Source organism: Mesorhizobium sp. L-8-10 (assembly GCF_016756635.1).
In the GTDB taxonomy this organism is placed as follows: Bacteria; Pseudomonadota; Alphaproteobacteria; order Rhizobiales; family Rhizobiaceae.
Genome location: NZ_AP023263.1, coordinates 764,243 through 789,393, shown reverse-complemented (window position 1 = coordinate 789,393; position 25,151 = coordinate 764,243). Strand labels below are relative to the sequence as shown.

At 63.9% G+C, this 25,151-nt stretch carries 24 protein-coding genes, 1 tRNA gene and 2 pseudogenes; 16 read left to right on the top strand and 11 right to left on the bottom strand.

The genetic code is table 11. The annotated features are described in order from the left end of the window. Window positions 1-4: 4 nt before the first annotated feature. From JN280_RS03545 to JN280_RS03530, 4 genes are all read right to left on the bottom strand, one after another. Entirely contained in the window at window positions 5-994 is a 990-nt protein-coding gene (locus tag JN280_RS03545) for an ABC transporter permease (RefSeq protein ID WP_202310139.1), read from the bottom strand. Further along, window positions 995-1,852 carry an ABC transporter permease gene (locus tag JN280_RS03540; protein ID WP_202310138.1) on the bottom strand — a complete coding sequence of 286 codons (858 nt, stop codon included), beginning with the start codon at window positions 1,850-1,852 and terminating at the stop codon, window positions 995-997. Next, a complete protein-coding gene (locus JN280_RS03535) occupies window positions 1,849-3,609 on the bottom strand; it encodes an oligopeptide/dipeptide ABC transporter ATP-binding protein (protein WP_244742895.1) in 1,761 nt (586 codons plus the stop codon). The genes JN280_RS03540 and JN280_RS03535 overlap by 4 nt, the downstream gene beginning before the upstream one ends. Window positions 3,610-3,692: 83 nt before the next feature. Continuing rightward, complete coding sequence (locus JN280_RS03530) at window positions 3,693-5,459, bottom strand: ABC transporter substrate-binding protein (RefSeq protein ID WP_244743466.1); 1,767 nt, start codon at window positions 5,457-5,459, stop codon at window positions 3,693-3,695. A gap of 465 nt (window positions 5,460-5,924) precedes the next feature. On the opposite strand from JN280_RS03530, the gene JN280_RS03520 reads away from it, so the two are divergent. The 4 genes and pseudogenes from JN280_RS03520 (at window position 5,925) to JN280_RS39240 (ending at window position 8,811) form a co-directional block, all read left to right on the top strand. Beyond that, window positions 5,925-7,139: a macrolide family glycosyltransferase gene (locus tag JN280_RS03520; RefSeq protein ID WP_202310136.1), complete on the top strand. Its 1,215-nt coding sequence runs from the start codon at window positions 5,925-5,927 to the stop codon at window positions 7,137-7,139. Between the two features lie 3 nt (window positions 7,140-7,142). Continuing rightward, the gene (locus JN280_RS03515) at window positions 7,143-7,655 is read left to right on the top strand and encodes a hypothetical protein (RefSeq protein WP_202310135.1); all 513 of its coding nucleotides are present in this window, start codon (window positions 7,143-7,145) and stop codon (window positions 7,653-7,655) included. Window positions 7,656-8,556: 901 nt separating this feature from the next. After that, window positions 8,557-8,670 (top strand): annotated as a pseudogene (locus tag JN280_RS39245) (DUF5996 family protein); the annotation flags it as partial. Between the two features lie 36 nt (window positions 8,671-8,706). After that, window positions 8,707-8,811 carry a DUF5996 family protein gene (locus tag JN280_RS39240; protein WP_244742888.1) on the top strand — a complete coding sequence of 35 codons (105 nt, stop codon included), beginning with the start codon at window positions 8,707-8,709 and terminating at the stop codon, window positions 8,809-8,811. A gap of 133 nt (window positions 8,812-8,944) precedes the next feature. On the opposite strand, the gene JN280_RS03505 is transcribed toward JN280_RS39240, so the two are convergent. Beyond that, window positions 8,945-9,021, bottom strand: a tRNA-Arg gene (locus JN280_RS03505). A gap of 192 nt (window positions 9,022-9,213) precedes the next feature. Between JN280_RS03505 and JN280_RS03500 the strand changes: the two genes are divergently transcribed. The 3 genes from JN280_RS03500 (at window position 9,214) to JN280_RS03490 (ending at window position 10,861) form a co-directional block, all read left to right on the top strand. Continuing rightward, complete coding sequence (locus tag JN280_RS03500; RefSeq protein ID WP_202310134.1) at window positions 9,214-9,615, top strand: (R)-mandelonitrile lyase; 402 nt, start codon at window positions 9,214-9,216, stop codon at window positions 9,613-9,615. 123 nt (window positions 9,616-9,738) lie between these two features. Then, window positions 9,739-10,326 carry an IMPACT family protein gene (locus tag JN280_RS03495; RefSeq protein ID WP_202310133.1) on the top strand — a complete coding sequence of 196 codons (588 nt, stop codon included), beginning with the start codon at window positions 9,739-9,741 and terminating at the stop codon, window positions 10,324-10,326. Window positions 10,327-10,390: 64 nt separating this feature from the next. After that, a complete protein-coding gene (locus JN280_RS03490) occupies window positions 10,391-10,861 on the top strand; it encodes a Rid family hydrolase (protein ID WP_202310132.1) in 471 nt (156 codons plus the stop codon). A 34-nt stretch (window positions 10,862-10,895) separates the two neighbouring features. On the opposite strand, the gene JN280_RS03485 is transcribed toward JN280_RS03490, so the two are convergent. From JN280_RS03485 to JN280_RS03475, 3 genes are all read right to left on the bottom strand, one after another. Further along, on the bottom strand, window positions 10,896-11,750 hold the full coding sequence (locus JN280_RS03485; RefSeq protein ID WP_202310131.1) for a D-alanyl-D-alanine carboxypeptidase family protein: 855 nt from the start codon (window positions 11,748-11,750) through the stop codon (window positions 10,896-10,898). 419 nt (window positions 11,751-12,169) lie between these two features. After that, window positions 12,170-13,300 carry a 5-methyltetrahydropteroyltriglutamate--homocysteine S-methyltransferase gene (locus tag JN280_RS03480; protein ID WP_202310130.1) on the bottom strand — a complete coding sequence of 377 codons (1,131 nt, stop codon included), beginning with the start codon at window positions 13,298-13,300 and terminating at the stop codon, window positions 12,170-12,172. A gap of 138 nt (window positions 13,301-13,438) precedes the next feature. Further along, a complete protein-coding gene (locus JN280_RS03475; RefSeq protein WP_244742885.1) occupies window positions 13,439-15,301 on the bottom strand; it encodes a CHASE3 domain-containing protein in 1,863 nt (620 codons plus the stop codon). 149 nt (window positions 15,302-15,450) lie between these two features. On the opposite strand from JN280_RS03475, the gene JN280_RS03470 reads away from it, so the two are divergent. From JN280_RS03470 to JN280_RS03435, 8 genes are all read left to right on the top strand, one after another. Continuing rightward, entirely contained in the window at window positions 15,451-16,059 is a 609-nt protein-coding gene (locus JN280_RS03470) for a nucleoside triphosphate hydrolase (protein WP_202310129.1), read from the top strand. Between the two features lie 282 nt (window positions 16,060-16,341). Then, entirely contained in the window at window positions 16,342-17,064 is a 723-nt protein-coding gene (locus JN280_RS03465; protein WP_202310128.1) for a GntR family transcriptional regulator, read from the top strand. Further along, on the top strand, window positions 17,061-17,900 hold the full coding sequence (gene proC, locus JN280_RS03460; RefSeq protein WP_202310127.1) for a pyrroline-5-carboxylate reductase: 840 nt from the start codon (window positions 17,061-17,063) through the stop codon (window positions 17,898-17,900). Before JN280_RS03465 ends, proC begins: the two co-directional genes overlap by 4 nt. Window positions 17,901-17,950: 50 nt before the next feature. Then, a complete protein-coding gene (locus JN280_RS03455; protein ID WP_202310126.1) occupies window positions 17,951-18,784 on the top strand; it encodes a transporter substrate-binding domain-containing protein in 834 nt (277 codons plus the stop codon). A 174-nt stretch (window positions 18,785-18,958) separates the two neighbouring features. Beyond that, entirely contained in the window at window positions 18,959-19,573 is a 615-nt protein-coding gene (locus JN280_RS03450; RefSeq protein WP_244742882.1) for an amino acid ABC transporter permease, read from the top strand. Between the two features lie 11 nt (window positions 19,574-19,584). Further along, a complete protein-coding gene (locus JN280_RS03445) occupies window positions 19,585-20,250 on the top strand; it encodes an amino acid ABC transporter permease (RefSeq protein ID WP_202310124.1) in 666 nt (221 codons plus the stop codon). Window positions 20,251-20,273: 23 nt separating this feature from the next. Beyond that, window positions 20,274-21,050 carry an amino acid ABC transporter ATP-binding protein gene (locus JN280_RS03440; RefSeq protein ID WP_202310123.1) on the top strand — a complete coding sequence of 259 codons (777 nt, stop codon included), beginning with the start codon at window positions 20,274-20,276 and terminating at the stop codon, window positions 21,048-21,050. A 42-nt stretch (window positions 21,051-21,092) separates the two neighbouring features. Continuing rightward, window positions 21,093-22,013: an aminotransferase class IV gene (locus tag JN280_RS03435; protein WP_202310122.1), complete on the top strand. Its 921-nt coding sequence runs from the start codon at window positions 21,093-21,095 to the stop codon at window positions 22,011-22,013. Between the two features lie 74 nt (window positions 22,014-22,087). Here JN280_RS03435 and JN280_RS39235 read toward each other — a convergent pair whose 3' ends face one another. Beyond that, entirely contained in the window at window positions 22,088-22,390 is a 303-nt protein-coding gene (locus JN280_RS39235) for an NAD(P)H-dependent oxidoreductase (RefSeq protein WP_244742878.1), read from the bottom strand. Between the two features lie 52 nt (window positions 22,391-22,442). Next, a pseudogene (locus JN280_RS39925) lies at window positions 22,443-22,499 on the bottom strand (hypothetical protein); the annotation flags it as partial. A gap of 94 nt (window positions 22,500-22,593) precedes the next feature. On the opposite strand from JN280_RS39925, the gene JN280_RS03425 reads away from it, so the two are divergent. Beyond that, window positions 22,594-23,289 carry a DUF2270 domain-containing protein gene (locus JN280_RS03425; RefSeq protein WP_202310121.1) on the top strand — a complete coding sequence of 232 codons (696 nt, stop codon included), beginning with the start codon at window positions 22,594-22,596 and terminating at the stop codon, window positions 23,287-23,289. 104 nt (window positions 23,290-23,393) lie between these two features. Here the strand turns inward: JN280_RS03425 and JN280_RS03420 are convergent, their stop codons facing one another. Then, window positions 23,394-25,079: a hydantoinase B/oxoprolinase family protein gene (locus JN280_RS03420; RefSeq protein WP_202310120.1), complete on the bottom strand. Its 1,686-nt coding sequence runs from the start codon at window positions 25,077-25,079 to the stop codon at window positions 23,394-23,396. Between the last annotated feature and the right edge of the window lie 72 nt (window positions 25,080-25,151).

The window sequence follows — 25,151 nt, the reverse complement described above, 5'->3', positions numbered from 1 at the left end:
GCCTTCAGAGGTTGATCCGGGAATCGGCCATCGACTGCGCGATCTCAATGAGTGTGTTGACCAGGATGTACAGGGTTCCGAAAACGATGGCGACGCCTAGCACTGCCGGTAGATCGGCGCTGGCAAAGGCCTGGAGCGTATAAAGACCCAGACCAGGCCACCCGAAAACGCGCTCGACAACAAGCAAATTGCCGAAGAGAAGGCGCACCTGCAGGCTAAGCATCGACAGTGGGGCCGTGGCCGCGTTGCGTAATCCGTGGCGCAACAGTACCTTGGTCTCGCTGAGACCTTTGCCACGAGCGGTCCGGATATATGTCTGCCTCATCACCTCGTGAAGCGCACCGTTCAGGCTTCGCCCGACAGCGATGCCGATTGGCAACGCCAGCGCAAGTGCCGGCAAGATCATGTGCAGCAGGGCGTCGACGCTGACTTCGGGCCGGCCGACCAGTATTCCGTCGATGACGTTGAGTCCCGTAGGGCCCGCGAAGTCGCGGTAGGCAAGTCGACCCGCTCCGGGAAACCAATCGAGCCGGAACCAGAAAAAGTAGGCGAGAAGCAAGGCCGACAGAAAAATCGGCGTGGAGCCCACTCCCACCATGGCGAGCCTTATGCCGCCCGATCCCGGAATCAGGAACTGAAGCGCCGCCATGACGCCGGCGAGCGCCACCCCCAAAGCGATCGCCGCCAATCCGAGCTCAAGCGTAGCGGGAAGGTACTGCCGTACATCATCAGACACCGGCTGCCGGGTCCTCACCGATGTACCCAGATCTCCATGCGCGAGGCGCAATAAAAAGCGCCCATATTGAACGACAGCCGGATCCTCCAATCCGAGTTGCTCGCGCATCGCTTCGACCGTGTCCAGTGGAGCGTTCGGCCCGGCAATGGCCCGTGCTGGATCGGCGGGGATAATGCTTTGGAGGCCGAAAACGATGAAGCTCATCACGAAAAGAACGACGACGGCGCCGACGATGCTTTTGGCGAGATATGCCAGCATCTACGCTCCCCTCAGCGCGGCACGAATGCCGTCACCCGCAAGGTTGGCGAGGAGGCAGAGGAGAAAGATGATCGCGGCCGGCAGGATCGGCAGCCACCAGTGGACGGTGAGACTGTCGAGGGTGCGCGCCGTCATCGCTCCGAGTTCAGGCGCCGGCGCAGGCAGTCCAAGGCCAAGAAACGACATCAGTGACATCGTCATGATGACGTTGGCGACATCCAGCGACGCCCCGATGAGCAGGGCCGGGACCACACCCGGCAACAGATAGCGCAGCAGCAGGCGCGGACCGCGGACGCCAGCGATACGCGCCGCCTCGACATGAGGACGGGCCTTGAGCCGGCGAATTTCATCACGGGATATACGCGCGTACCACATCCACCAGACAACGGCGAGCGCGATCATCGTGTTCACGAGCCCCGGGCCAAGCGAAGCCACGACAGCGAGCGCGATAAGCGTTCCTGGAAGGACCATGAACAAGTCGACGATCCGCTCGATGACCAGATCGACCTTGCCGCCCGCGAGGCCAGAAACCAGTCCGACCAGAGAGCCCACAATGAGACTGAAACCGATAATGGCAAGCCCCGGCAGCCACGTATATTGAACGCCGAGGATAACGCGCGAGAACAGATCGCGGCCGATCTCGTCGGTGCCGAACCAATGTCCGGCCGAAGGCGGCAGGTAGGCCCCGCCGACGCGTAGTTGTGGGTCGAACGGCGTGATCCAGGGCCCCAGCGCGGCCACGATGGTGACAACAGGCACGCCGACAATGCCGACGCTACCAAGCCAGCCGGCACGCCGGAAGAAATCGCGCCAGTTGAACCGGGGCCGCGCAGGCACCGTGTCCGGCCTGCCGGTCATGGTCCGCCTCCCGCCTGCAGGCTCGGCATCGCCGCGATGAGAGACCGCGTGTAGGCGGATTGTGGCGCGGCAATGATGGCATCCGGATCGGCAATCTCGACCAGCTCGCCGCCCTTCAGCACCGCGACACGGTCGGCGATGATCCTGGCGGCCGCCAGGTCGTGCGTGACGAACAGCATCGCCATGTCGAGCCGCCGCCGAAGGTCGCTAAGAAGGTTCAAGGTGGTGGCCGCCAACGACACGTCCATGGCGCTGATAGGCTCATCGCAGAGCAGCAGCCCTGGGGGGACGATTACCGCGCGTGCCAAGACGGCGCGCTGGCACTGCCCGACCGATATCTCGGCCGGCAGCGCGTCCATCAGGACCGGATCGAGTCCGACCAATTTCATTGCCTCTCCGACGCGACGGCGGCCGTAGTCACTGTCCAGCGAAACGGCCCGCAGGCGCTCGCCGATCTGCTCGCCGATAGTGAGCCACGGCGTCAGCGCCGCCACGGGGTCTTGAAACACGACTTGCGGAGGAAGCCTGTCGAACCGGGTGACAGTGCCGCTCTCGGGCACCACGAGCCCGGCAGCAATCCTCAGAAGGGTAGACTTGCCGGCGCCACTCTCGCCCACTAGTGCTACGCACTCGCCAAGCTTGATCGAGAGGTTCACCGACCTGAGAACGGGCTGCGGTTGACGCCGACCCCAAAACGATCGGGTGCCTATCGGATATGTTTTTCCGATGTTGGAGAGCCTCAAGGCGGCGGTCTCCTGGATCGCCTGGGCCGGCCATGGTGTCGCATCGGCGCGCTGCGCCGAGAGAGACGGGGTCTGTTCGTGGTGAAGGCAGGCGACTGCGCCATCGTGGACGGAGGCAGGCGCCAGCGGTGGGCGGATCGCCATGCAATCCGGCTGGGCGATCGGGCAACGCGTCGCATAGGCGCAGGCGTTCTCGATATTGATGGAGGGCCCGCGCTCGGGCAGGAGCGTGGCAAGCGGGCGCCGTCGATCGGAGTCCAGATCGAATCGAGCGGAGAGCAGGCCGGCGGAATAGGGATGCGCGGCATTGCGCGCCACGTCCCGTATGCGGCCCATTTCGACGATGCGTCCGGCGTAGAGGACCAGGACGCGCTCGGCCAGCGAGGCCGCCACACTCAGATCGTGCGTGACGAACAGGATTGCCGTCTGCTGATCGCGGGCGAGATCGCGCAACAGGTCGAGGATCTGCGCCTGCATGGTGACGTCGAGCGCGGTGGTCGGTTCATCGGCGATGAGCAGCTTCGGTCTTGCCATCATCGCCATGGCGATCAGCACACGCTGACGCTGCCCTCCCGACAGGCGATGGGGAAGCCCATCGGCGATGCGGTCCGGGTCGGGCAGGCCGGTTCGGCTGAGCCATTCTTCGATCGATCCCCCATTGGATTCCCGCATCTGGCGGCGGATCGTCATCGTGGGGTTGAGCGCGCCCATCGGATCTTGCGGGATGGCGCGGACGAGGTCGCGGCGGGCCGACTGCCAAGTGCGCCTTCGCGCGCCGACGAGCTCGATCCCCGCCAGCCGGATCGAGCCCGTGATCTGCGGCAGGTATTCGCGCGGCAGCAGCCCCTGAAGCGTCAGCCCGATGCTTGTCTTGCCGGAGCCGCTTTCGCCGACCAGCGCGATGATCTCGCCGGGAAACATGTCGAAGCTGATGCAGTCGAGGACGCGGGAAGGACGGCCTTCGCGGCTGAGAATGACCGAGAGGTCTTTGACGGCGAGGACTGACTCGGTCACGGGCTCGGACATTCGGTACGAAAGGCTGATCATCTGCGGTACGAGCCTGACCTGCTTCCGAAATGGAACCGGATGGCCGGAGTTCAGGGTCCCCGGCGAACGGTGGCGAAGTCGATATTGCCGGGCGGGTTCACGGGGCGGAGTCCCAGGTCCTTCAGACCCTTGGCGTGGACGACTACGTCGTTGACGTCGACAAGCGGGACGATGATGCCGGCATCGAAATACATCTGCCCCGCCCTCTCATAGAGAGCGTCGCGTTCCTTGACGTCGGTCGCCTGCCCGGCCTGGTCCACGATGGCGTCGGCCTCCGGCAGCGCCCGGCCAAAAAAATTGAGGGGAGCGCCTTTTGTGAAGAACGCCTTGGCCTGGCTATCCGGGTGAGCGGCGTCCGGGCCCGCGATCGTGAGTAGCAAGTCGGGAGGGTTCGGGTCATCCTTCAACGTGTAAGCAGCGCCGGAGGGCAGCACGTAAGCCGTCGCCTTTACGCCGATCGACGCCAGTTGCGCTATCATCAGGTCGGCGATACGGGCGTAGCTCGGGGCCGCGCTATGCAGGCCAATGACCAGATTGACCGGGCCATGTCTGGCGATCGCGGCTTTCGCTGCCTCGAAGTCGGTCGGGAACCGGATCGGATTGACCGGATCGAGCATCACCTTCGGATAAACCGACTTCGAGAGGCTTGCGAACTCTCCAAAGGCGTCCTTGACCCACAGCGCCGGGTTGATCGCTGTCAAAACGGCCTTGCGGACCTCCGCGTCGTCGAGCGGCGAGTTCGGCTTAACGAACAGATGGTACGGTATCATGCTCGGGGCGGCGGTGATCTCGAGACCGCCCGGCAGGCTGGTGAGTTGCGAGAATGGATAGTTGAGCGGCACGGCATCGATCACACCCGCCTGCAATTGAAGGATCTGCTGGCTGATGTCGGGCACGACCGAAATCAGGATCTGCCGGAAGAACGGTCTGTCACCCCAATAGTCGTCGTTGCGTTCGAGCACATAGCGCTGACCGCGTTTGAATTCAGCCAGTTTGAATGGACCCGTGCCGACCGCGTGCTCATTGAGCCAGGTCGTTGCGAAGTCCCCGTTGTCATGCTCGGCGAGCGCTACCGGACTGATGATCTTAGGCCCCCATGGACTGGAAAGGGCATCCAGAAGCGAAGGCTGAGGATGGCCCAACCTCAGCACAACCGTCGAATCGTCGGGCGCCCTCATGTCCCTGACGTTGGCTAGGGTGTAGCTCTGGTTAAGCCCACGATCGCGGCGGCGTTCGAAGGAATTTATGACCGCCGCCGCATTGAATGGCGTGCCATCATGGAACTTGACGCCGTCGACCAGGTGGAAGGTGTAAGTCAGCCCGTCGTCGGAGATCTCCCAGCTCCTGGCGAGCCGACCAACGATCCTGGTCGAACCCGGCTCGTATTCGACGAGACCCTCGTAGACGTTGTTCATAGCGCTTATCGCGCCGGTCTCGAATCCGTTGTCCGGATCGAAAGTGCCGATATCGGCCACGTAAGGTATGCGCAGCACCTCTTGCGCATAGACCGGCGCAATCCAGACCAGCAAACCGAGAACGAGTCCCAGGATGCCCAGTCCGAAGCTGTGCTTGTAAGGTCGTTGGGTCCGGTACGCGAAAATCTGCATCAAGGATTCCCCGCTGGCCTGGTACTCACTAGCGACCGCAGGAAGGCCACCCGCAGTCATTTCTTGGCCAACGAGGCATTTCACACTCTTGTCCAAACCCAGCGCCCCACCGAATGCCGTCAAGATCGTCTTGCAGCGCTCGGTATCGGTGCGGAAACCCAGACATTCTTGCCACGATACCTCAGCCCACAAATGGCGGTCTATGAGCATCAAGCAGAGGTCACCCTATTCTCAGGGTATAGATCGTGGCGCCGCCGAACAGGTATGTGGACGCTTGCAGGCGCGCATTCTCCGATATCCGGCTGTCAAGGCGGACGCGGTCGCGCTCATCCGCGACAGAGTGGAGGCAGGCGATCCCCATCGCCAACTCGTCGAAGTAAAACGGCCCTTCCTGGTGAATATCGGATATCCAGCAGGTCTCTCGATGATTGTCCGAAAATGACCCGCTTGCGGCGCAGGGGGCCTAGCCGTCGCATCCGACCGCGCTGAGCGTCCTACAGGGAGGTCATAGTACCCCATACTTCGGCATCGTCCAACCGATCCTACCGTTTGATAGGCTGGCGCTCCGGGTTCCACGAACATTTGCCTGCATCGGAAGGCGGCCCTTGCCGGATTGGCAGGTGAGGTGCGTCAGCCACCCTTGCCCTGAACCTTCCGACCACCCGGAGGCCGTCGATGAGCACCGTCTCGTTCCTCAACATCGGCATGCACGGCTACATTAACCCGACGCTCCCGGTCGTGGCAGAGCTCGCCCGGCGTGGTCACACGGTGACCTATCACACCTCCCCTGCGTTCGCGGCCCAGATTGAGGCCGCTGGTGCGAAGGTCCACCTCTACTCCGGGGGCGACCTGCCCCTGCCGGATCCGCCGATCCCCCTCGCGATGCTGGAAGAGCTCGCGCGGACAGCCCTCGGCCTGCTGCCCGGCGTGCTCTCGGACCTCAGCGGCACCCGGCCCGACCTGATCGTGCATGGGGCAGCCTGTCCATGGGGCGCGGTGGCCGCGCGGGAGCTCGGTGTGCCGGCGGCGGCCACGTTCACCACGTTCGCGTTCAACAGGCAGGTGCCCAGCCCTACCGGCATCTCCCGCGAGTTAGTGGCCGCTGCGGCGGCCCGTCCTCGCATCGGCTGGGGGTACGTCCGTGCGCGCTGGGCCCTGCACCGCCGCTACGACACCGGCGAGCTGCCCCTGACGGACCTGATGAACGCGCGCGAGCCGTTGAACCTGGTCTTCACCTCCCGCGCGTTCCAGCCTGGAGCCGACGCGTTCGACCCCTCGTACCGGTTCGTCGGGGCGAGCGTCGGTTCCCGCCTGATCGATCCGGGATTCGACGCCGTCCGGCTGGAAGAGCCCGTGCTATACGCGTCGCTGGGCACGGTGTTCGATGCAGGGCCCGCTCTGCTGCGGACCTTCGCCACTGCGCTGGCACCGCTGGGCGGCACTGTTGTCGTCTCGACCGGACATACTGAACCGGCAGACTTGGGTCCGCTGCCGGCCAACGTGCTGGCCCGCCGATCCGTGCCGCAGCTACAGGTGCTGGATCGGGCGGCTCTCTTCGTCACGCACGGCGGCATGAACAGTATCAACGAGGCGATGCGGGCCGGGGTGCCGACGCTCGTCGTGCCACAGGGCGCGGACCAGCCGCTGGTGGCCCGGCGGGTCGTCGAGCTCGGTGCCGGCCTCGCGCTCCGTACGGACGACGCCACTGCTGAGACGGTGCACACGCTCGCCCGGAGTCTGCTGGACGAGCCGCGCTTCCGGGAGGCGGCAGCCGCACAGCGCGCCGCACAGCATCAGGCCGGCGGCGCCCGGCGTGCCGCCGACGAGCTCGAGCGGTACCTCAACGACGCGCCTGGTGGCACCGCGACCGATCGAGCACGAGGGCGCTGAACCGTGTCGACGACCGTCGTCGTCCTGCTGGTCCTCGCCGGGCTGTCCGAGAGTGCCGGGCGCGTGCTGCCCCTCGCGGCGCGCAGACCCAAGCTGTCCCCGCGGCTCGTGGCCGGGCTGATGGTGACCGGCACCGTCGTCGAGGGTACGGTGATCGCGCTGTGGCCCCTCGCCGCGTGGATCGTCGCCGACCTGGTCCAGCCGGTCGTGGCGTCTGACGCGGCCCCGCTGCCCGGCACGACCGGGCTGGCTTGGACACCCTCCTTGGTCGCCCCGCTGCTCCTGGCCGCCGTCCTCGCGTTCCCGCTCCTCGGCCCGTTCCTGCACATCCTGCTTGTGGCCGGTGTCGGGGCTGGGCTGGCCGGCCCGCTCGCCACGGCGTCGGGACTGGGCTGGTGGACGGCGGCCGGGTGCATCGCCGTCGCGGGGGTCGGACTCGCGGCCACGGTCGATCTGGTCCGACGGCTGATCGCCAGGATCATCGCCGGCGCGCGGGAGCCGGAGGTGATTGCGTGAGCGAGCTCATCCTGCTCGTCGTCCTCCTGGCGCTCGGCCCGTTCCTGCTCGCCGAGGGCTTGCTCGCCCGCTACGAGCTCATGGTCTACACCATTGGCCGGCGCGCACCGGCCGCCACGCTCCCACCGGAGGTGCCCTACGCCAGGGGTGCCGATCCAGGGCGACCGCCAGACGCGTACGTGGTCTACCTGGACGGGATCGGCAAGCGCCGCTTCACCGATACGCGCGACGGCGGCCAGCTCGTCAAGGCTGTCATCGCCGGAGCACCGGAGTTGCGCGTACTGAGCCAGGTCCAGCCCTACTCGCCCCTGGCGGACCCGCTCGTAGGGCGCCCGATGTGGGACTGGCTCCGGCGGCACGTCGGCATCACGCTGTTTCTGCACAACGGCATGCAGACCTTTGTGGCCGCCGACCGCCGGTACCGCCTACTGTACAACCGGGCAGTGGGCGCCCAGATCGCCGACCAGCTACGGCTCGCAGGCTACGAGCCCGCCAGCGGCATACCGGTCGTCCTGCTCTGCTACAGCGGTGGCGCCCAGGTGGCCACCGGCGCGGTCGAGGAGCTGTTCACCCAGCTCCGCGCTCCGCTGTGGCTGATTACCCTCGGCGGTTTCCACAACGGCGCCAACGACCTCTCGCATGCGCTCCATCTTTACCGGCTCACCAGCGCGAACGACTGGATCGAGCGGGTAGGCATCGGACTCTTCCCTCAGCGCTGGCGCCTGTTTCGGCGCAGCGCTTGGAACCGGGCCCTGGACGCCGGGAAGATCACGGTGCACTCGCTCGACCCGGCAGCCCACGTCGGACCGCAGAGCTACATCAGCCCGACGGCGCGGCTCGCCGACGGGCGCAGCTATCTCGACCGCACCACCGAGACCGTGATCGAGATCATCCGGCGCGACTGCAAACGGCACTGCACCTGTGGACGCAGATCGTGGGCAAGTATCGCCTCGCGCACACGCCTTGGGTGAACCACCCCTGGCACGCCACACTCTACGTGACGCCGCGCGGCCTGGGTGCTGCGGACCAGCGCTGATCCGAAGGCGACCTCATGATGTTTCTGCAATCGACCTATGAGGCGGCTGCGGAGACGGCGAAGTGGGACCGGCAGGCGCTTGAATGCGGCGTCGGCGTACCGCGTGAGTTGCATGTCTAGCAGGTGGAGCGTCGATCAAGTCTCGTGGTCCCTCGTCGCTTCCAATGAAAAGTCGCAGCGCCGTTGCAATGGGGCGGGCCGAAGAATCCGGCGCGCAGCCTGTACAGATAACCGTTTGATTCTAAATAGATTTTGGCGCACCCGACAGGATTCGAACCTGTGACCTCTGCCTTCGGAGGGCAGCACTCTATCCAGCTGAGCTACGGGTGCCCGGCCGAAGCAGATGAGCGCTTCGGCGCGCGACCGGGCGAGCCCGATCACGCGCTTCATAGCCGATGCGTTCGCAGGCTTCAACGGTGAAATGGCGATAGCGCCGCACGTGGGTGCGCCGATGCGTTTCGGTCTGTTCGGGCGAGCGTCATCGCCTTATGTTCTTCGAGGACAGTGGAAGGAACGATCCCCATGGATATCAAGCGTTGCGGTTCGCGGCCGTCGGCGAAGCCGTCGCCGGACTATTTCACCGGTGCGGTGCGGCAGGATCCGCTTATCGAGACGCCGGAACCGGCGCGGCTGCGCGCCGTCAGTGTCACTTTCGAGCCGGGTGCGCGGACCGCATGGCACACCCATCCGCTTGGCCAGAGCCTTGTCGTCACGTCCGGCTGCGGCTGGGCGCAGTCCTGGGGCGGCCCCGTCAAGGAGATCCGCGCCGGCGACGTGGTCTGGTTCGGACCCGGTGAAAAGCACTGGCACGGCGCGGGCGCCACGACGGCGATGACCCATATCGCGCTCCAGGAAGCGCTGGACGGCAAGGCGGTCGATTGGCTGGAGCACGTCTCGGACGAGCAGTATACAGCGCCTCGGTAAGGGATCGGACACGGAGATGGATACCGGTCTCGGCGAAAACACGATACCTGGAGCACACAAAGAGGCAGCGCCGTTGCCGGCGGCACGCCGGCCGGTCTAGGGGGCTGCCCGAGTTTGCCCGACATGTTCACGCTCGAGCGCGTCGAAACCGCCGGCCAGGAGGTGAAGAAAAGCCGTTTCCGCGCGGTCGCCGGCCCGGTGTCGAGCGAAGACGAAGCGCGAGACTTCGTCGCGCGCCACGCCGAGGCCGCGGCGAACCACAATTGCTGGGCGTGGCGTGTCGGCCAGAACTGTCGCTTCTTCGACGACGGCGAGCCGAGCGGCACTGCTGGCAAGCCGATCCTGCAGGTGATCGACGGCCAGGCCCTCGATCGCGTCGCCGTCTTGGTGACGCGCTGGTTCGGCGGCATATTGCTCGGCAGCGGCGGGCTGGTGCGGGCCTATGGCGGAACGGCGGGCCTTTGCCTCAGATCGGCGACCAAGTTGCCCCTCGTCGCCACCGTCAAGGCCAAGGTAGGCTGCGGCTTCGGCGATCTGGCAACGGTCAAGGCGCGGCTTTCCGCCGTGCCGGGCGTCGCAGTCGTCGAAACGCATTTCGTCGCCGCCGGTGCGGACCTGGTGCTGTCGCTTCCCGAGGCGGAAGCCGAAGCGATCCTGCGGCAGGTCGCCGACCTCACCAGCGGCCGCGCATCGACATCGGTGCTGCCCTGACCGTCTTCCAATCCCCGGTCGGATCGGCATAGATGCCCGCCGACGAAAGCAGGAGGGCAGTGGCATGAGCACACGCAGGACCATCGTTCCGGAGGCCTTGAAGGGTGTCTATGAGGGTTGGCACTTCGCGCCGGCCGTGGCCTCCAGGGGCATGGTCTATTGCTCCGGCATCATCGGCACAAGCGTCGACGGCGAGGCGCCGGGCAAGGCGGCGCTCGAAGGCGCGCGCTCGACGACGGCGGCTCCCGATGCGGGCATCGCGGCGCTGCGCGCGGTGCGTGACCCCGAGGCGCAGTTCGCCACCGCCTTCGAGGCGCTGGCCGCGATCCTGGCCGAGGCCGGCGCGGGCCTGGGCGACATCGTCGAGATCACCACCTATCACGTCGACATCGGCCGTCACATGGAGGCCTTCGTCCGCGTCAAGGACCGCTATCTGAAGGAACCTTATCCCGCGTGGACCGCGATCGGCGTCGCCGAACTCGTGGTGCCCGGCGGCCTGATGGAGATCCGCGCCATCGCGGCCCTGCCGGAATAGATGGGCCCCGGATTTGTCCCGCTGCCCGCTTCCGTCAGCTGCTTGCTGCCGGCAGGTAACGCTGGATCAGCTCCTCGACATGGTCGTTGCGGCTCCTGGCGGTGTCGCCGCCCATGACCACGATGATCAGCCGGCGTCCGCCGTCGTTCACCGAAGTGACGATGTTGAAGCCCGACGCCCTGACATAGCCGGTCTTGATGCCGTCGACGCCGCGCACCCTTCCGATCAGGTCATTATGGCCGCGTATGGTCCTGCCGCGGAAGACGAAGTCCTGCTCGCCGAAATAATGATAGTGATGGGGGAAGCGCTGGCGCAGCGCCATGCCGAGCACGGCCATGTCGCGCGCCGTCGTGCGCTGGTCGCCGTCGGGCAGTCCCGACGCATTGCGGAACACGGTGGCGCGCATGCCGATGACGCGTGCCTTGGCCGTCATCGTCGCCGCGAAGGCGTCCTCGGTGCCGCCGAGATATTCGGCCACCGCCACCGCGACGTCGTTGGCCGATTTGGTGGCGAGCGCATGGATCGCCGATTGGACGTCGATCGTCTCACCGCGCCGGAATCCGATCTTGCTCGGCGGCTGCGAGCGCGCATGGTCGGAGACCGGGATCTCCGTCGTCTTCGAAACCCGGCCCGCGTCGATCGCCTCGAACAGGAGGTAGAGCGTCATCATCTTGGTGAGCGATGCCGGAAAGCGCGGTTCCTCTGCTCCCGACTGATAGAGCATGCGCCCGTTCCTGGCGTCCACCACGATCGCCGCATAACGCGTCGAAGAAAGCGGGGTCGGCTCGATCGGCTCCAGCTCGGTCGTCGTGCAGCCGGCGACGGCAAGGGCAAGAAACAGGAAGACGGCTGCCCGGCGGGTGAGAGGATTGTGAAGCGCGCTCGGCAAGGATGCTACCCGAATGCTTGAAGGTCGTAGTCTGCTTATACGCGGCAACTTTCGCGAAGCTATCGCGACATCGGCGGAATTTTGCTCTCCGGACGTGAAGAAAGTGTTTTTCCCGTGAATAACCCGCACTCGGCCTCGTGCATCTCGGCAATGGGAGGAGCGACCGGTGTCATGACCGGGCGGCAACCGATGCGCCGGGACTTTGCCAACGGTCGACAATATCGACCGTTGGAGCGCGCAACTGCGTGGCCCGCGCCCGTTGGCGCGAAAGCCAAGCGGCCCGGAGGGGCCGCGCCGGCGATTGAGGCCACCGACACCACAGCGTGTCGCGTGGAATAGGATTCAAGCGACACGCTGTATTTCTTGATTTATCGCATGTCTTTTTCCCGAAACCGGTATCCCCTTTCGGGAGACATGCTTTATTTGTCGACGCCGCCCCAGATCGCCTCCGCCGTCCGCACGACCAGGTCGAGCTTGCGCTTCTGGTCGTCCTCGCTGATCTTGTTGCCTTCCTCGGTCGAGGCGAAGCCGCATTGCGGAGCGATGCCGAGTTGGCCGATGTCGGCGAATTGCGAGGCGGCGTCAAACTTCCGCTTGAGATCGTCGAGCTTCTCGAGTTCGCCGGACTTGGTCGTGATGAAGCCCGGCAACACCCGCTTCCTGCCCTTGGGCAGCAGCCTCAGCGGCTCCAGCCCCCCGGCCCGCTCGCTGTCATACTCCATGAAATAGACGTCGATCCCGGTTTCGTTGAACACCGCGTCGGCCGCGGGATCGTAGGCGCCCTCCGCCACCCAGGTCGACTGGAAGTTGCCGCGGCACATATGCATGGCGATCAGCATGTCGTCGGGCCGCGCGGCGATCGCATCGTGCATCACCCTGGCATATTTCGAGATCAGCCAGTCCGGGTCGGTGCCTTCAGCCGCCTTCTGCGCGCGGATCTTCGGGTCGCACAGATAGGCGAAGAAGATGTCGTCCATCTGCAGGTAGCGGCATCCCGCGTCATAGAAGGCCTTCACCGCCTTGGCATAGGTTTTCGCCAGGTCGTCGAACAGGATCTCGACGTCGCGATATTCCTTCGGATGGATGTCGTCCTTGGCCGTCCGGAAATGGCAGCAGCTTGGCCCCGGTATCGATATCTTCGGCGTCACATCGGTCACCGAGGCGAGATACTTGTAGTGGTCGAGCATCGGATGATCATCGGGGAAATCGAGCCAGCCGGTGATGGTGGGGAAGATCGGCCGAAGCTTTGCCCCGTGGAACTGCACACCCTCGTCGCGCTCGACAAGCTCGAAGCCGGTCAGCGCTCCCATGAAGTCATAGTGCCAGAAGGAGCGCCGCATTTCACCGTCGGTGACGGCGAGCAGGCCGGCATTCTGCTGCATGCGTACCGTTTCACGGATGGCCTCGTCTTCGACCGCCGAGAGCTCTTCCCGGTCAATCGATTTGTCCTCGAAGAAGCGCTTGCGCGCCTGCTTCACCCTTTCCGGGCGCAACAGGCTGCCGACATGGTCTGCGCGGTAGGGCGGCTTGGCGGTCGTGGCGCTCGGCATCGGCGTTCTCCTCCGGTCGTGTCCGTCTCGCTGTCCAGCCGTTTCGTACGGCGGCCGGGCTTGTGCTGATTTACCCTATCCGCCCGAAAGCCGGTACCGCTTTCGGGGACGGAAGAGGTTACATCCATATGGAACGCTTCAGCCGTCGAGCACCTCGCGGATCTTCCTCGCGAGCTGCTCGATGCTGAACGGCTTGGCGATGAAGTTGACGCCGTGGTCGAGCAGCCCGTTATGAGAAACGGCATTGCGGGCGAAACCCGTCGTAAACAGGGTCTTGAGTCCGGGATGAGCGGCAAGGGCCTGGTCGGCCAGCTTGCGGCCGCTCACGCCGGGCATGACGATGTCGGTGAACAGCAGCGAGACCGCCGGATGCGTCTCCAGCTTGCGTAGCGCCTCGGCCGCGCTTCCCGCCTGGATCACGCGGTAGCCGAGCTCGCGCAGCGCCTCCACCGTCACGGTGCGCACGCGCTCATCGTCCTCCACGACCAGGATCGTCTCGCTCGGCTTGCGGGCGGGTTCGGCTTTGTCGTCCTTGGGTTCGGCCTCTTCGTTGTCGCCGAAGTGTCGCGGCAGGTAGATCTTGACCGTGGTGCCCTGGCCAGGCTCCGAATAAATCGCGACATGGCCGCGCGACTGCTTGACGAACCCGAATATCTGGCTCAGTCCGAGCCCCGTTCCCTTGCCGGCCGTTTTGGTTGTGAAGAACGGATCGAAGGCCTTGGCCACGATGTCGGGCGGCATGCCGCTGCCCGTGTCCGTGACAGCAACCAGCACATATTGGCCCGCCGGCACTTCGGAATGATGCGAGGCATAAAGCTGGTCGAGGAATATGTTTGCCGTCTCGATGGTCAGCTTGCCGCCATCGGGCATGGCGTCGCGCGCATTGACGGCGAGGTTGAGCAAGGCGTTCTCCAGCTGGCTGGCGTCGACATGCGTCTTCCACAGGCCGCCTGCGAGCACGGTCTCGATCAGGATGCTTTCGCCGAGCGCCCTTCGCAGCAGGTCCGACATACCGGCGACGAGGCGGTTGGCGTCGATCGTCCGAGGCGCGAGCGGCTGCTGGCGCGAAAAGGCGAGCAGCCGCGCGGTCAGATTGGCCGCGCGGTCTGCCCCATCGACGGCGGCATCCAGAAACTTGCCGATATCGGTGTCGCCTCGCGCCAGCTTGCGCTGGATCAGGTTCAGAGCACTGACGATGATGGCCAGCATGTTGTTGAAGTCGTGGGCGATGCCGCCGGTGAGCTGGCCGACCGCCTCGATCTTCTGCATCTGGCGGACCCGCGCCTCCGCCTCCTCCCGCGTCGCGATCTCGTCCGACAGCAGCTTGTTGGCCGCCGTCAATTCGGCATGAGCGGTGACGATCTCGCGGATGCGCCGGCGCGACTGGACCACGCTGAACACGCCGAGGCCAAGCACGGCGAATACCGCGGCGATCGAAGCGTAGCGCAGCCAGTCGGCGATGCGCCCGGCGTCGGCGATGCGCGCCTGCAGCAGGGCATTCTCGTCCTGCCGCATCTCGGCGATCACGACCCGTATCTCGTCCATCAGCACCTTGCCGCGATTGCTGCGCACAAGCGCCAGGGCGCCTGCGGCGTCGCTCGCATTGTAGCGCTCGATCGTCTCGGCGAGTTCGGCCAGCCTGCCGTGAACGGCGTCCGACAGCATCGCTGCCTGGGAAGCGCGTTTGGGGTCGCGGGCCGCGAGTTGCCGGATCGCCTCGATCTCGGCCGGCAGTTCCTGGACCGCACGGGTATAGGGCAGGAGATAGGCGCCCTCGTTGGTGAGCAGGAAGCCCCGTTGGGCGGACTCCGCGTCCTGGATCAGCGACAAGGTCTGCACGATGCGCCGCTCGAATTCGAAGGCCTGGCGCACCGCCGCATTGTCATGCCGCTGGCGCTGGATCAGCAGCCCTTGCGCAGCGATGATGGCGGCAAGGATGATGAAGCCGGCCATCAGCGGAAGCAACTGCACCCGCAATATGCCCTTGATGCGCTCTAACATGCGACGGGACCACCTCAGTCACGACGGAAAACATAGTCATATGGATGCCGACCGGAAGGCAAGGACGTTGACGGGGTCGATTTCCGTGGTCTGCCGTCCGGACTTGCCTTATTAAACCCGGAGGCCGACCGTGCTTGCGAGGAGCCCGCATGTCAGAGATCGCCCATGTCGCTGCGACGCTTTTCCGGAAGGCGGCCGGTTCGAAGCGGTTCATTGTTGCGATCGCCGGCCCGCCCGGCGCCGGCAAGTCGACGGTCTCCGAGCAGCTTGCGGCACTCCTGCCCGAGAACACGGCCATGGTCGTGCCGATGGACGGCTTCCACTACGACAATTTGGTCCTGGAGCAGCTCGGGCTCAGCCATCGCAAGGGCGCGCCCGAGACCTTCGACCTCTCCGGATTCGAGGCCCTTTTGAAGCGCATCCGCGGCGGCGAGCCCGACATCGCCATACCCATCTTCGACCGCAGCGCGGAATTGTCGCGGGCGGCCGCGGCGCTGATCGGGCGCGACAGGAAGTTCATCCTGGTCGAAGGCAACTATCTGCTGCTCGACGAGCCGCCCTGGAACGGCCTCGCCCCGCTCTTCGACTTCACCATCTTCCTCGACGTGCCGCGCGAAGAACTTGAACAGCGGCTGCTGCAGCGCTGGCGGGATCACGGCCGCTCCGACAAGGACGGGAGCGACTGGGTCGCCTCCAACGACATGCCCAATGTCGACCGCGTGCTGGGCAGCAGAAGGGCGCCCGATCTCGTGCTTTGACAGCCGGCTACAGGGTGTGGCGTGGAGAAGGGTTCACGCGACACACCGCAGATGTTGGTTTGATTTGGCGCATGTCCTTTTCCCGATACCGCTGCACTCTCTTGCGTGGGCATGCTCTGGCCCGCGATCTCGGTATCGGCAAAACACCGTCGTAGGCATTGAGCATCGTAACAGGGCAGGCGTTTAACACGCGCTTTGCCGCCGCAGACATTTAACCGGTTGACGATCCCGATCAATGGTGATTGATTGTTGACAATCGATTACCGACAAAAGGGAAGTGTCGTGAGCGAACCTGCTCGGGGTTTTATCCGCATCCCGAAAGCGACCTTTCGCGCGCATATCGTCGATGGGCTTCGCAGCGCTATCCTGAGGGGTGAAATCCAGCCCGGTGCTCAAGTCACGGAGTCGAGCCTTGCAGAGCAATTCGGCGTCAGCCGCGGACCTTTGAGAGAGGCCATGCGTCAGCTCATCGACGAGGGCTTGCTTGTCACCATCCCTTATACGGGGACGCATGTGGTCGAACTGTCAGTCGAGGACATTCGCGAAATCTATTCGATGCGCGTGAATCTGGAAATTTTTGCTTTCGAGATTGTCTGGGACCGGCGCGACCGGTCCTTTCGCGAAGGTCTCCAGGCCCGTCACGCCGCGCTGACACGCTGCATCGATTTCGAGGACGATGTGGCAAGCATCGACGCCGAGCTTCAGCTCCACGGCTTCGTCTACGAGGCTTCCGGGCACAAGATTCTCCTCAAGACCTGGGAAAGCATCCGAGGGCGGCTGCAGCTCTATTGGGCGGCGCATCACCGGGCGCATGGTATTCGCGGGCCCCGGCGCGAGGGGCACGACAGCTATGTCGAAAATGCGCTCGGCGACGACCTCGAAGCCATGCGTGCCGAAATCAGAAAGCATATGGCGCGTGGCGGCCAGCAAACCGAAGATTTTCTGCTCGGATTGGCATCGAAAGCTCCGGAACAATCACATCTTCGCATCGGAGCGTCGGAATGACGGCTATTGGTCATCCCGCACTTTCCATTCTGATGATCGGGTGCGGCAACATGGGGGCGGCGATTGCGAACGGCGCGGTCGCGCATATGCCGGCGATCGATATCACCGCCGTCGATCCCGACGTCGAAAGGGCCCGGCAACTTCTTTCCTCGCAGGCTCCGGTCGAGGTGCTCGCGGATTTCGAGGGGCTGAACGATCGGAATTTCGATGTTTGTATCCTGTCGGTCAAACCCCAGCATGCCGAGGCCGCACTTCAAGCGGCACGGACAAATCTCCGCGATGCGCTGGTCATCTCGATTGCGGCCGGGGTTCTGCTTGCGAGATTGCGAGCCGCCACCCCCGGCCTCCGTCGCTTTGTGCGAGTGATGCCCAATCTGCCGGCCTTGGCGGCGTCTGCCATGAGTGTTGGCTTTGCCGACCAGGACGCTGTTTCCGAAAGGGATCGGCAAGTTGTGGAAGATGTGTTCGGCGCGGTCGGGACGTTCTGCTGGCTGGCGAGCGAAAACGAGATCGATCTTGCGACAGGCGTGACGGGAAGCGGGCCTGGCTACGTATTCGCTTTCACGGAATACCTTCAGCGCGCCGCCGAGCAGATGGGTTTTCCCGGCGACGTGGCACAGCAGTTTGCGCGTCAGACCGTTATCGGCGCCGCGCGTCTCCTCGAGCAGGATCCGCGCACTGCTCGTGATCTGAAAGTTGCTGTGACAAGCCCGGGCGGGACCACCGCCGCGGGGCTTGCAGTTCTGGAAACTCCTGGAGCGCTCCCCACGCTCCTTGTCGAGACAACGGCCGCTGCTGCCGGCAGGGCCGCCCAACTCGCAAACGTCCCACAATAAGAGCCGAAAAGGCCGTCAACCCGGCTACGAACCTCAGAGGAATAGACCCTATGAAAACGACGCGTAGAGCTTTTATTGCCATTTCCGCTGCTGGGCTCGCCTGCATGACTATGCCCGCGCTCGCCCAGGAGGGCTCCACGCTTGATCGTATCAAGCAAGACAAACAGCTTCGGATCGGCGTCACCTCGGCAGAACCGTGGTTCTTCAAGGACCCAATGACGGAAAAGTGGACCGGCGTTGGCGTTGCGATGGGCGAAAAGCTTGCGGCAGACCTCGGCGCCACCCTCGTTCCGGTGGAGACGACCTGGGCCAATGCCGTCGCAGCCCTGCAGGCCAATCAGATCGACCTGATGTTCGTCCTCGATCCCACGGAAGAGCGAAAGAAGGCAATCGATTTCCCGGAGGCACCACTGTTCTACTATGCCATGGGCGCCTTGGTCGCGGCAGATTCTGAGATAAGAAAGTGGGAAGACGTCGACAAGGCGGGCACCCGCATCGGCGTCACGCTCGGCACCTCGCTCGACAAGAACATCACTGCGATGGTGAAGAACGCCGAAATCAGCCGTTTCTCCAACAACGACGAGGCGATCGCGGCGTTCGCGTCCAGACGAGTCGATGTCGTGGTGCAGTTTCACCCGGCATTGGTTGTTCAGTATTCCCGCCTCAAGCTTGGCAAGGTGATCCTGCCTTCCCCCGTCAATCCAGTGCCGACCAGTGCCGGCTTGCGCAAGGAAACCAACCCTGCCTTCCGCGATTGGGTGAGCGAACATTTCGCCACGCTCTATAAGGACGGCGTTCCGGATCAGATTTTCGGGGCCTACCTCAAGTCGAAGAATATCGATCCGACCGGCATTCCGGGGCTCGTCAAAGAGGCTTGGAAGTAAATTCCTTGCCCGCAGGAGGGCGCTTCGCGCGTCCTCCTGCGCACTTCACATCTCTGACGCAAGGATGGTCGCCGGTAAAACCAGCGCGATTACGGCTTTGCATGCGCAAAGGGCTCGCTTCGCATGAACTATCAGTGGGATTTTTCCGGTGTCTGGTCCAGGTGGGACATACTGTTGGTCGGTCTCGTCAACACGATAAAAATTGCCGGCATTTCGATTTTTCTTGGCGTCATCGTTGGTTTGGTCCTGGCTTTCCTCAAGCTTTCGCTGAAAAAATACCTTTCGGTTCCGGCGACTGCCTTTGTCGAGTTCTATAGGAATACACCTCCGATCATTCACTTCTTTTGGTTCTACTACGCGTTGCCCGTACTGGTCAATGTCAGCCTCGACCCGTTCGTAGCGGCGGTCATGGCTCTCTCCACCCAGTCGGGTGCGTTCTATGCGGAAGTCTTCCGTGGCGGGATCGTCTCGATCGAGAAAGGGCAATGGGAAGGCGCGCGGTCGCTCGGAATGCGGCACTCGCAGATGATGCGGCGTATCATCCTGCCTCAAGCAATGACCCGAATGTTCGCCCCCTTCGTAGAGCGCTCTTTCGAGCTGACGAAGACAACCGCGCTTGCATCGACACTCGCCTATGCCGACCTTCTCTATCAGGCAATGCTCGTCAACAGCGAGACCTTCCGGCCTCTCGAAGTCTATACGACGATCGCCGTGATGTACGTCATCCTGCTTGTTGCAGCCAGCACGCTTGCTCGCGTCGCCGAAGCACGCCTGACGGCCTATCGCTGAGGAGCACGAGAATGGACTATCAATTTGATTTCGGACTCGTCCTCCAAAGCATGCCGGTCCTTTTTCGTGGGCTGCTCGTAACTGTTGAATTGTGGGTGCCGAGCATCCTGATTGGACTGACGGCGGGGTTCTTCCTTTCGCTCGCAAGGCTGTCGAAGAGTCCGGCCCTGCATGTGCCGAGCTTGTTGTACATTGAGCTTTTCCGCGACACACCCGTCCTGATCCAGCTCATCTGGTTCTTCTACGCCTTCCCTATCGTCATCGGGGTTCAGCTCTCGCCGTTCACTGCCGCATTGCTTGGGCTGGCGCTCAACACATCGGCCTATTCAGCAGAGATATTCAGGGGCGGCATCCAGTCCATCGCCCAAGGCCAGTGGGAGGGTGCGCGCGCGCTCGGTATGCGTCAGTCGAAGATCTTGCGACGCATCATTCTGCCGCAGGTGTTCAAGCGGATGCTGCCGGCCTTCACGAACCGAGCCATCGAGGTCGCAAAGATGTCCTCGCTCGCTTCGGTCCTCTCCGTGCATGAACTGATGTATCAGGGGCGCCTTCTCAGTTCGACCTACTACCGCCCGCTCGAAATCCTGACGGCGGTCGCCGTCATCTATTTCGTCCTTATTTATCCCGGTACTTGGCTGTCCGCGCGCCTTGAAAAGCGCCTTGCGGCGAAGGCTTAGTGCCGGCCCAGGGAGATACTGCAATGAATGAGCCCGTTCTTGGTGTCTCGAACCTGCACAAGTGGTTTGGAGATCTACATGTCCTCAAGGGGATCGACTTTTCCGTTGGGGCAGGAGAGCGCGTTGCCATAATCGGTGGCAGTGGCTCCGGCAAAAGCACCTTCCTTCGCTGCCTGAACTTCATGGAAATGCCGACCCGCGGCACCATCGCTCTGGACGGAAAGGAAATCGGCAAGCCGCAAGGTAAGGACGGTGCGCGCCGTTATCCCGAAGCCGAACTCTGCACAGTCCGCGAGCGCGTCGGCATGGTGTTCCAGCAGTTTAACCTTTTCCCGCACATGACCGTTCTGGAAAATGCCATGGAAGGCCTCGTGACCGTCAAGGGCATGAAACGTGAGGCCGCCCGTGACAGGGCCGTAAAGGAACTGGAAAAGGTCGGCCTCGGCGACAAGCTGGACGCCTATCCCGGCCGCCTGTCCGGTGGCCAACAGCAGCGCGTCGCAATCGCGCGATCGCTGGCGATGGAGCCGGAGATCCTGCTGTTCGACGAGCCCACCTCGTCGCTCGACCCGGAACTTGTCGGGGAAGTACTGCGCGTCATCCGGCAACTGGCGGAAGAAGGTCGGACGATGCTGCTGGTTACGCACGAACTTGGATTTGCATACCACTTTGCGACGAAGGTCATCTTTCTGGCGAATGGGGTCTTTCACGAAGTCGGCACCCCAGATGAGGTTCTGAAGCATCCGAAGCAGGAACGCACCCGCGCATTCCTCAATCGCTTCACCGAATTTTCCTTCTGAGCTCGCTAAACCAAAAGATTTGAATACTGAGGAAACATCAAAATGAACGCAGTCGCTGCAAGCAATACGAGCTCGCAAGGATATGTCCCAGACAGCCGAAATGACGATGTACTGATCTATGTGAACGGAGAGTTCTTCAAACGGGATGAAGCGAAAGTCTCTGTCTTCGATGCTGGTTTCGTGCTTGGCGACGGGGTGTGGGAAGGCGTCCGCCTCGTCGGTGGCAAGATCATCGCCCTCGATGAGCACCTGGACCGGCTCTACGAGGGAGCGAATTCGATTCAGCTCGATATCGGCATGAACCGCGAGGAACTGACGGCGGCGCTGCGGCACACCTTCGAGAAGAACGCCATGACTGATGGGGCGCATGCCCGCGTGATGGTCACGCGCGGGAAGAAGAAGACACCGAACCAGGACCCGCGTTTCGCGTTGGGCCAAGCCACCATCGTCATCGTAGCGGAATTCAAGATTCCGAAGCCGGAGTCCAAGACGAACGGCCTCTCGCTCCTGACCTCCACGATACGGTGCAGCACGCCCGATGTCTTCGATCTCCGTCTGAATTCCCATAGTCGGCTGAACTTCATCCACGCCCTCATTCAGGCAATCAACGCCGGCGCTGACGAAGCGCTGATGCTGGATCCTCACGGCTTTGTTGCCAGCTGCAATTCAACGAACTTCTTCATCGTTCGCGGAGAAGAACTCTGGACGTCGACCGGGCGGTTCAACTTCAATGGCATTACGCGCAAGAAGGTGATCAAGCTCTACGCGGATGCTGGTTATGTCGTACGCCAGCAGGATTTCACTTTGGCGGAGGTCTATGGGGCCTCCGAAGCCTTCGTCACGGGCACGCTTGGCGGGATCACGCCGGTTACGCGGATCGATGGGCGCAGGGTGGGCAACGGACAACTAGGGCCGGTGACCCGGCGGATCGCCGATCTCTATGCGGCATATATCGCGAGTTGAGAGCAGGAGCCGTTTGAATGGTCGCGCTCGGCCGTTCCGGAGGCGGGTTGCGGCGGACAGGTTTTGCTCCCCGGTCACGCGGCCGTCGCCGAAGGGGCGGCGGCCTGCCAGTCGCGCAAGGTTTCGGCGTAGAGCCGGGCGGTATCGGCCAGTTCGGCGTCGGACGACTTGCCGGCGCGGTAGACCAGGAAGGGTTCGGCCCAGCGCAGCCGGCAACGATGAGCCGCGGCGCGCAACGGACTGAGCAACTCGGCCAAGGGAAAAAGGTTCTGCCCGGCCGGCGAATAGGCCTCCGGCACATTGCTGGCGGTGGCGGCGATCAGGATTGGCCGGCCTTCGAGGCGGCTGCCTTCGGTCTCGTGGAAGACGTAGTACATGCGTCAGGACGACATCCATCCATGCCTTCAGAAGCGGCGGCGTCGAGTACCACTGCACGGGGAACTGCAGCACGATCCGGTCGGCCGAGAGCAGCCTTTCGGCCTCCATGGCACCGCCGTCATTCGACTTAGCAACGCATTGCCGGACGATGTCCGTGCGCCAGATATTGGAGTAGTCCCAGTCCGACCGGGCCCTTTGGAACATGAAGCCGGCAGTCGTCGAAGACCTTCCCGCGCGAGCGCTCTCGTCCTCCGAGTTCGCCACCACCATGTCGCATTTCCACCGTGCGGAGATCGGCCGCATGGCGGGTTGGCGCGACCGGCTCGACAGGACGACCAACTGGGCGATCACGGTGGTGGCGGCGATGTTATCGGTGTCGCTGTCGACGCCGAACGCCCATCACGGCGTGCTGCTCTTCGCCATGCTGCTCATCCTGCTTCTGTTGTGGATCGAGGCGAGGCGTTATCGTTTCTTCGACGTCTATCGTTTCCGCGTTCGCCAGTTCGAGCGCCATTATTTTGCCCAGATCGTCGCTCCGCAGCCGAATTTCGCGTCGGATTGGCAGTTGATCCTGGGCGAAAGCCTGCGCGCCCCGCAGTTCCTGATCTCCCATCGGGCCGCATTCGCGCGTCGGTTGCGGCGGAACTACATCTACATGTTCCTGATCCTGTTTCTCGCCTGGGTGGTCAAGCTCTCGACGCCGAGCCTGCAGGCCGGGACGGCCGATACCGGCTTCGTGCAATCGCTACGCGGCGCCATCTCGGCCGCGGCGCTCGGACCTCTGCCGGGCTGGCTGGTCGTCGGGATGGTGGCCTTCTTCTTCGCCGGGCTGTTCGGTGTCGCCTTCCTGACCCAGGCTCACGATGGCGAGTTCGCCTACGGCGACGCGCATGTGTGAAAGCGCGACTGAGTGGCCCACGCCCGGCGGCGGCTGACTTCGCGTGGATGCGTCGGCATCCCCGCCTGGGTGTGTCGACTACCAGGTAAGCTGGTATGACCGGCTCAGAACGGCCCGAACATCTCCGCCGCCTCGGCAGCCGTGTAGTAGCCCAGCGACACGTCGCGGCGCACCAGCTCGCGGTCGCGAAGATGCGGGTCGCCGTAGCCGCCGCCGCCGGGCGTGCCGACCTTGACCCGGTCGCCGGCCTTGAGCGGAATGTCCTGCTCCTTGGAGAGATGGGGCGGGGTATGCGCCTGGCCGTCGCGGAACACCGTGACCATGTTGACCGCCCCATCGCCCCCGCCGCACGCGCCCTGCGGGCCGAAGCGGCCGTGATCCATGACGAAGGAGGCGCGTGCCTCGCCGCGCAGCAGTTCGACCTCGTAGGAAAGGCCGAAGCCGCCGCGATGCCGGCCGGCACCGCCGGAGCCCTCGCGCAGCGCATAATGGCGATAGAGCACCGGATAGGTCTGCTCCATCACCTCGACCGGGGGCGATTTCGAGATACCGATGGTCGAGCAGCCGTTGGAGAGCCCGTCATGCCGGGAATTCCCGCCATAGCCGCCGCCCGAGATCTGGTACATGACGAAGTCGCGGCGACGCGCCGGATCATGTCCGCCGAGCGCGAAATTGCCGCTGGACCCGGCCGGCGCGGCGGTCACCTTGTCCGGCAGGGCCTGCACCATGGCGGCAAACACCGCTTCGGCGATACGCTGTGATACCTCGGCGGCGCAGCCGGAGACCGGCCGCGGATAGCGCGCGTCGAGGAAGGTGCCTTCCGGCCGTTTCACGACAAGGGGTTCGAAGGCGCCCGCGCTGATCGGAACGTCGGGAAAGATGTGGCGCATGGCCAGATAGACCGACGACAGGGTCGTGGCGATGACGCTGTTCATCGGCCCGGCGCAGGGCGGGCTCGAACCGGCGAAGTCGAAGACCAGTTGCTCGCCCGTCTTTTCGACGGCGAGCGCGATGGTCAGCGGCTGGTCGACGACGCCGTCGGAATCGACATGGGCCTTCGCGCGATAGACCCCGTCGGCGATGCCGCGGATATGGGCCCTCATCTGCGCGGCGGCGCGCCGGCGCAATTCCGCGATCGCCGCGGAAACGGTTTCGTCGCCATAGCGGTCGAGAATGGCCGAGAGACGCTCCTGGCCTACCAGCAGGGCCGCGGCCTGCGCCTTGATGTCGCCGATGCGCTGGTCGGCCACCCGGATGTTGGAAGTGATGATGGCGAAGATCTCCGGGTCCATCGCACCCTTCTTGAACAGCTTCACCGGCGGAAGGCGCAAGCCTTCCTGTTCGACCGCCGTCGCCGAAGCGGAGAAGCCGCCGGGCACGGCGCCGCCGATATCGGGCCAATGGCCGGTATTGGAGAGCCAGCAATAGATCGCGCCATCGCGATAGACGGGCATGACGAAACGCACATCCATCAGATGCGTGCCGCCGAGATAGGGGTCGTTGACGATGTAGATGTCGCCTTCTTCGGGCGGCAGGCAGCGTCCCTCCCGGATCATGTCGATGAGCGTCCGCGTGGAATGCTGCATCACCCCGACGAAGACAGGCAGGCCCTGCGCGCCCTGCGCGATCAGCGACCCGTCGACGGCCGAATAGATGCCGTCGGAGCGGTCGTTGGCTTCGGCTATCACAGGCGAGAAGGCCGCCCTGGAAAAGGTCAGGTCCATCTCGTCGCAGACCTGCTGCAGCGAGGCCTGGATGACGGAAAGCGTGATGGCGTCGAGTTCGGCCATGCCTATGCCGCCGGGTCTGATGGTTGGTGCCGGCTTCGCGGGTGAGGGGGCAACACGGGTTCATCCAGGGCC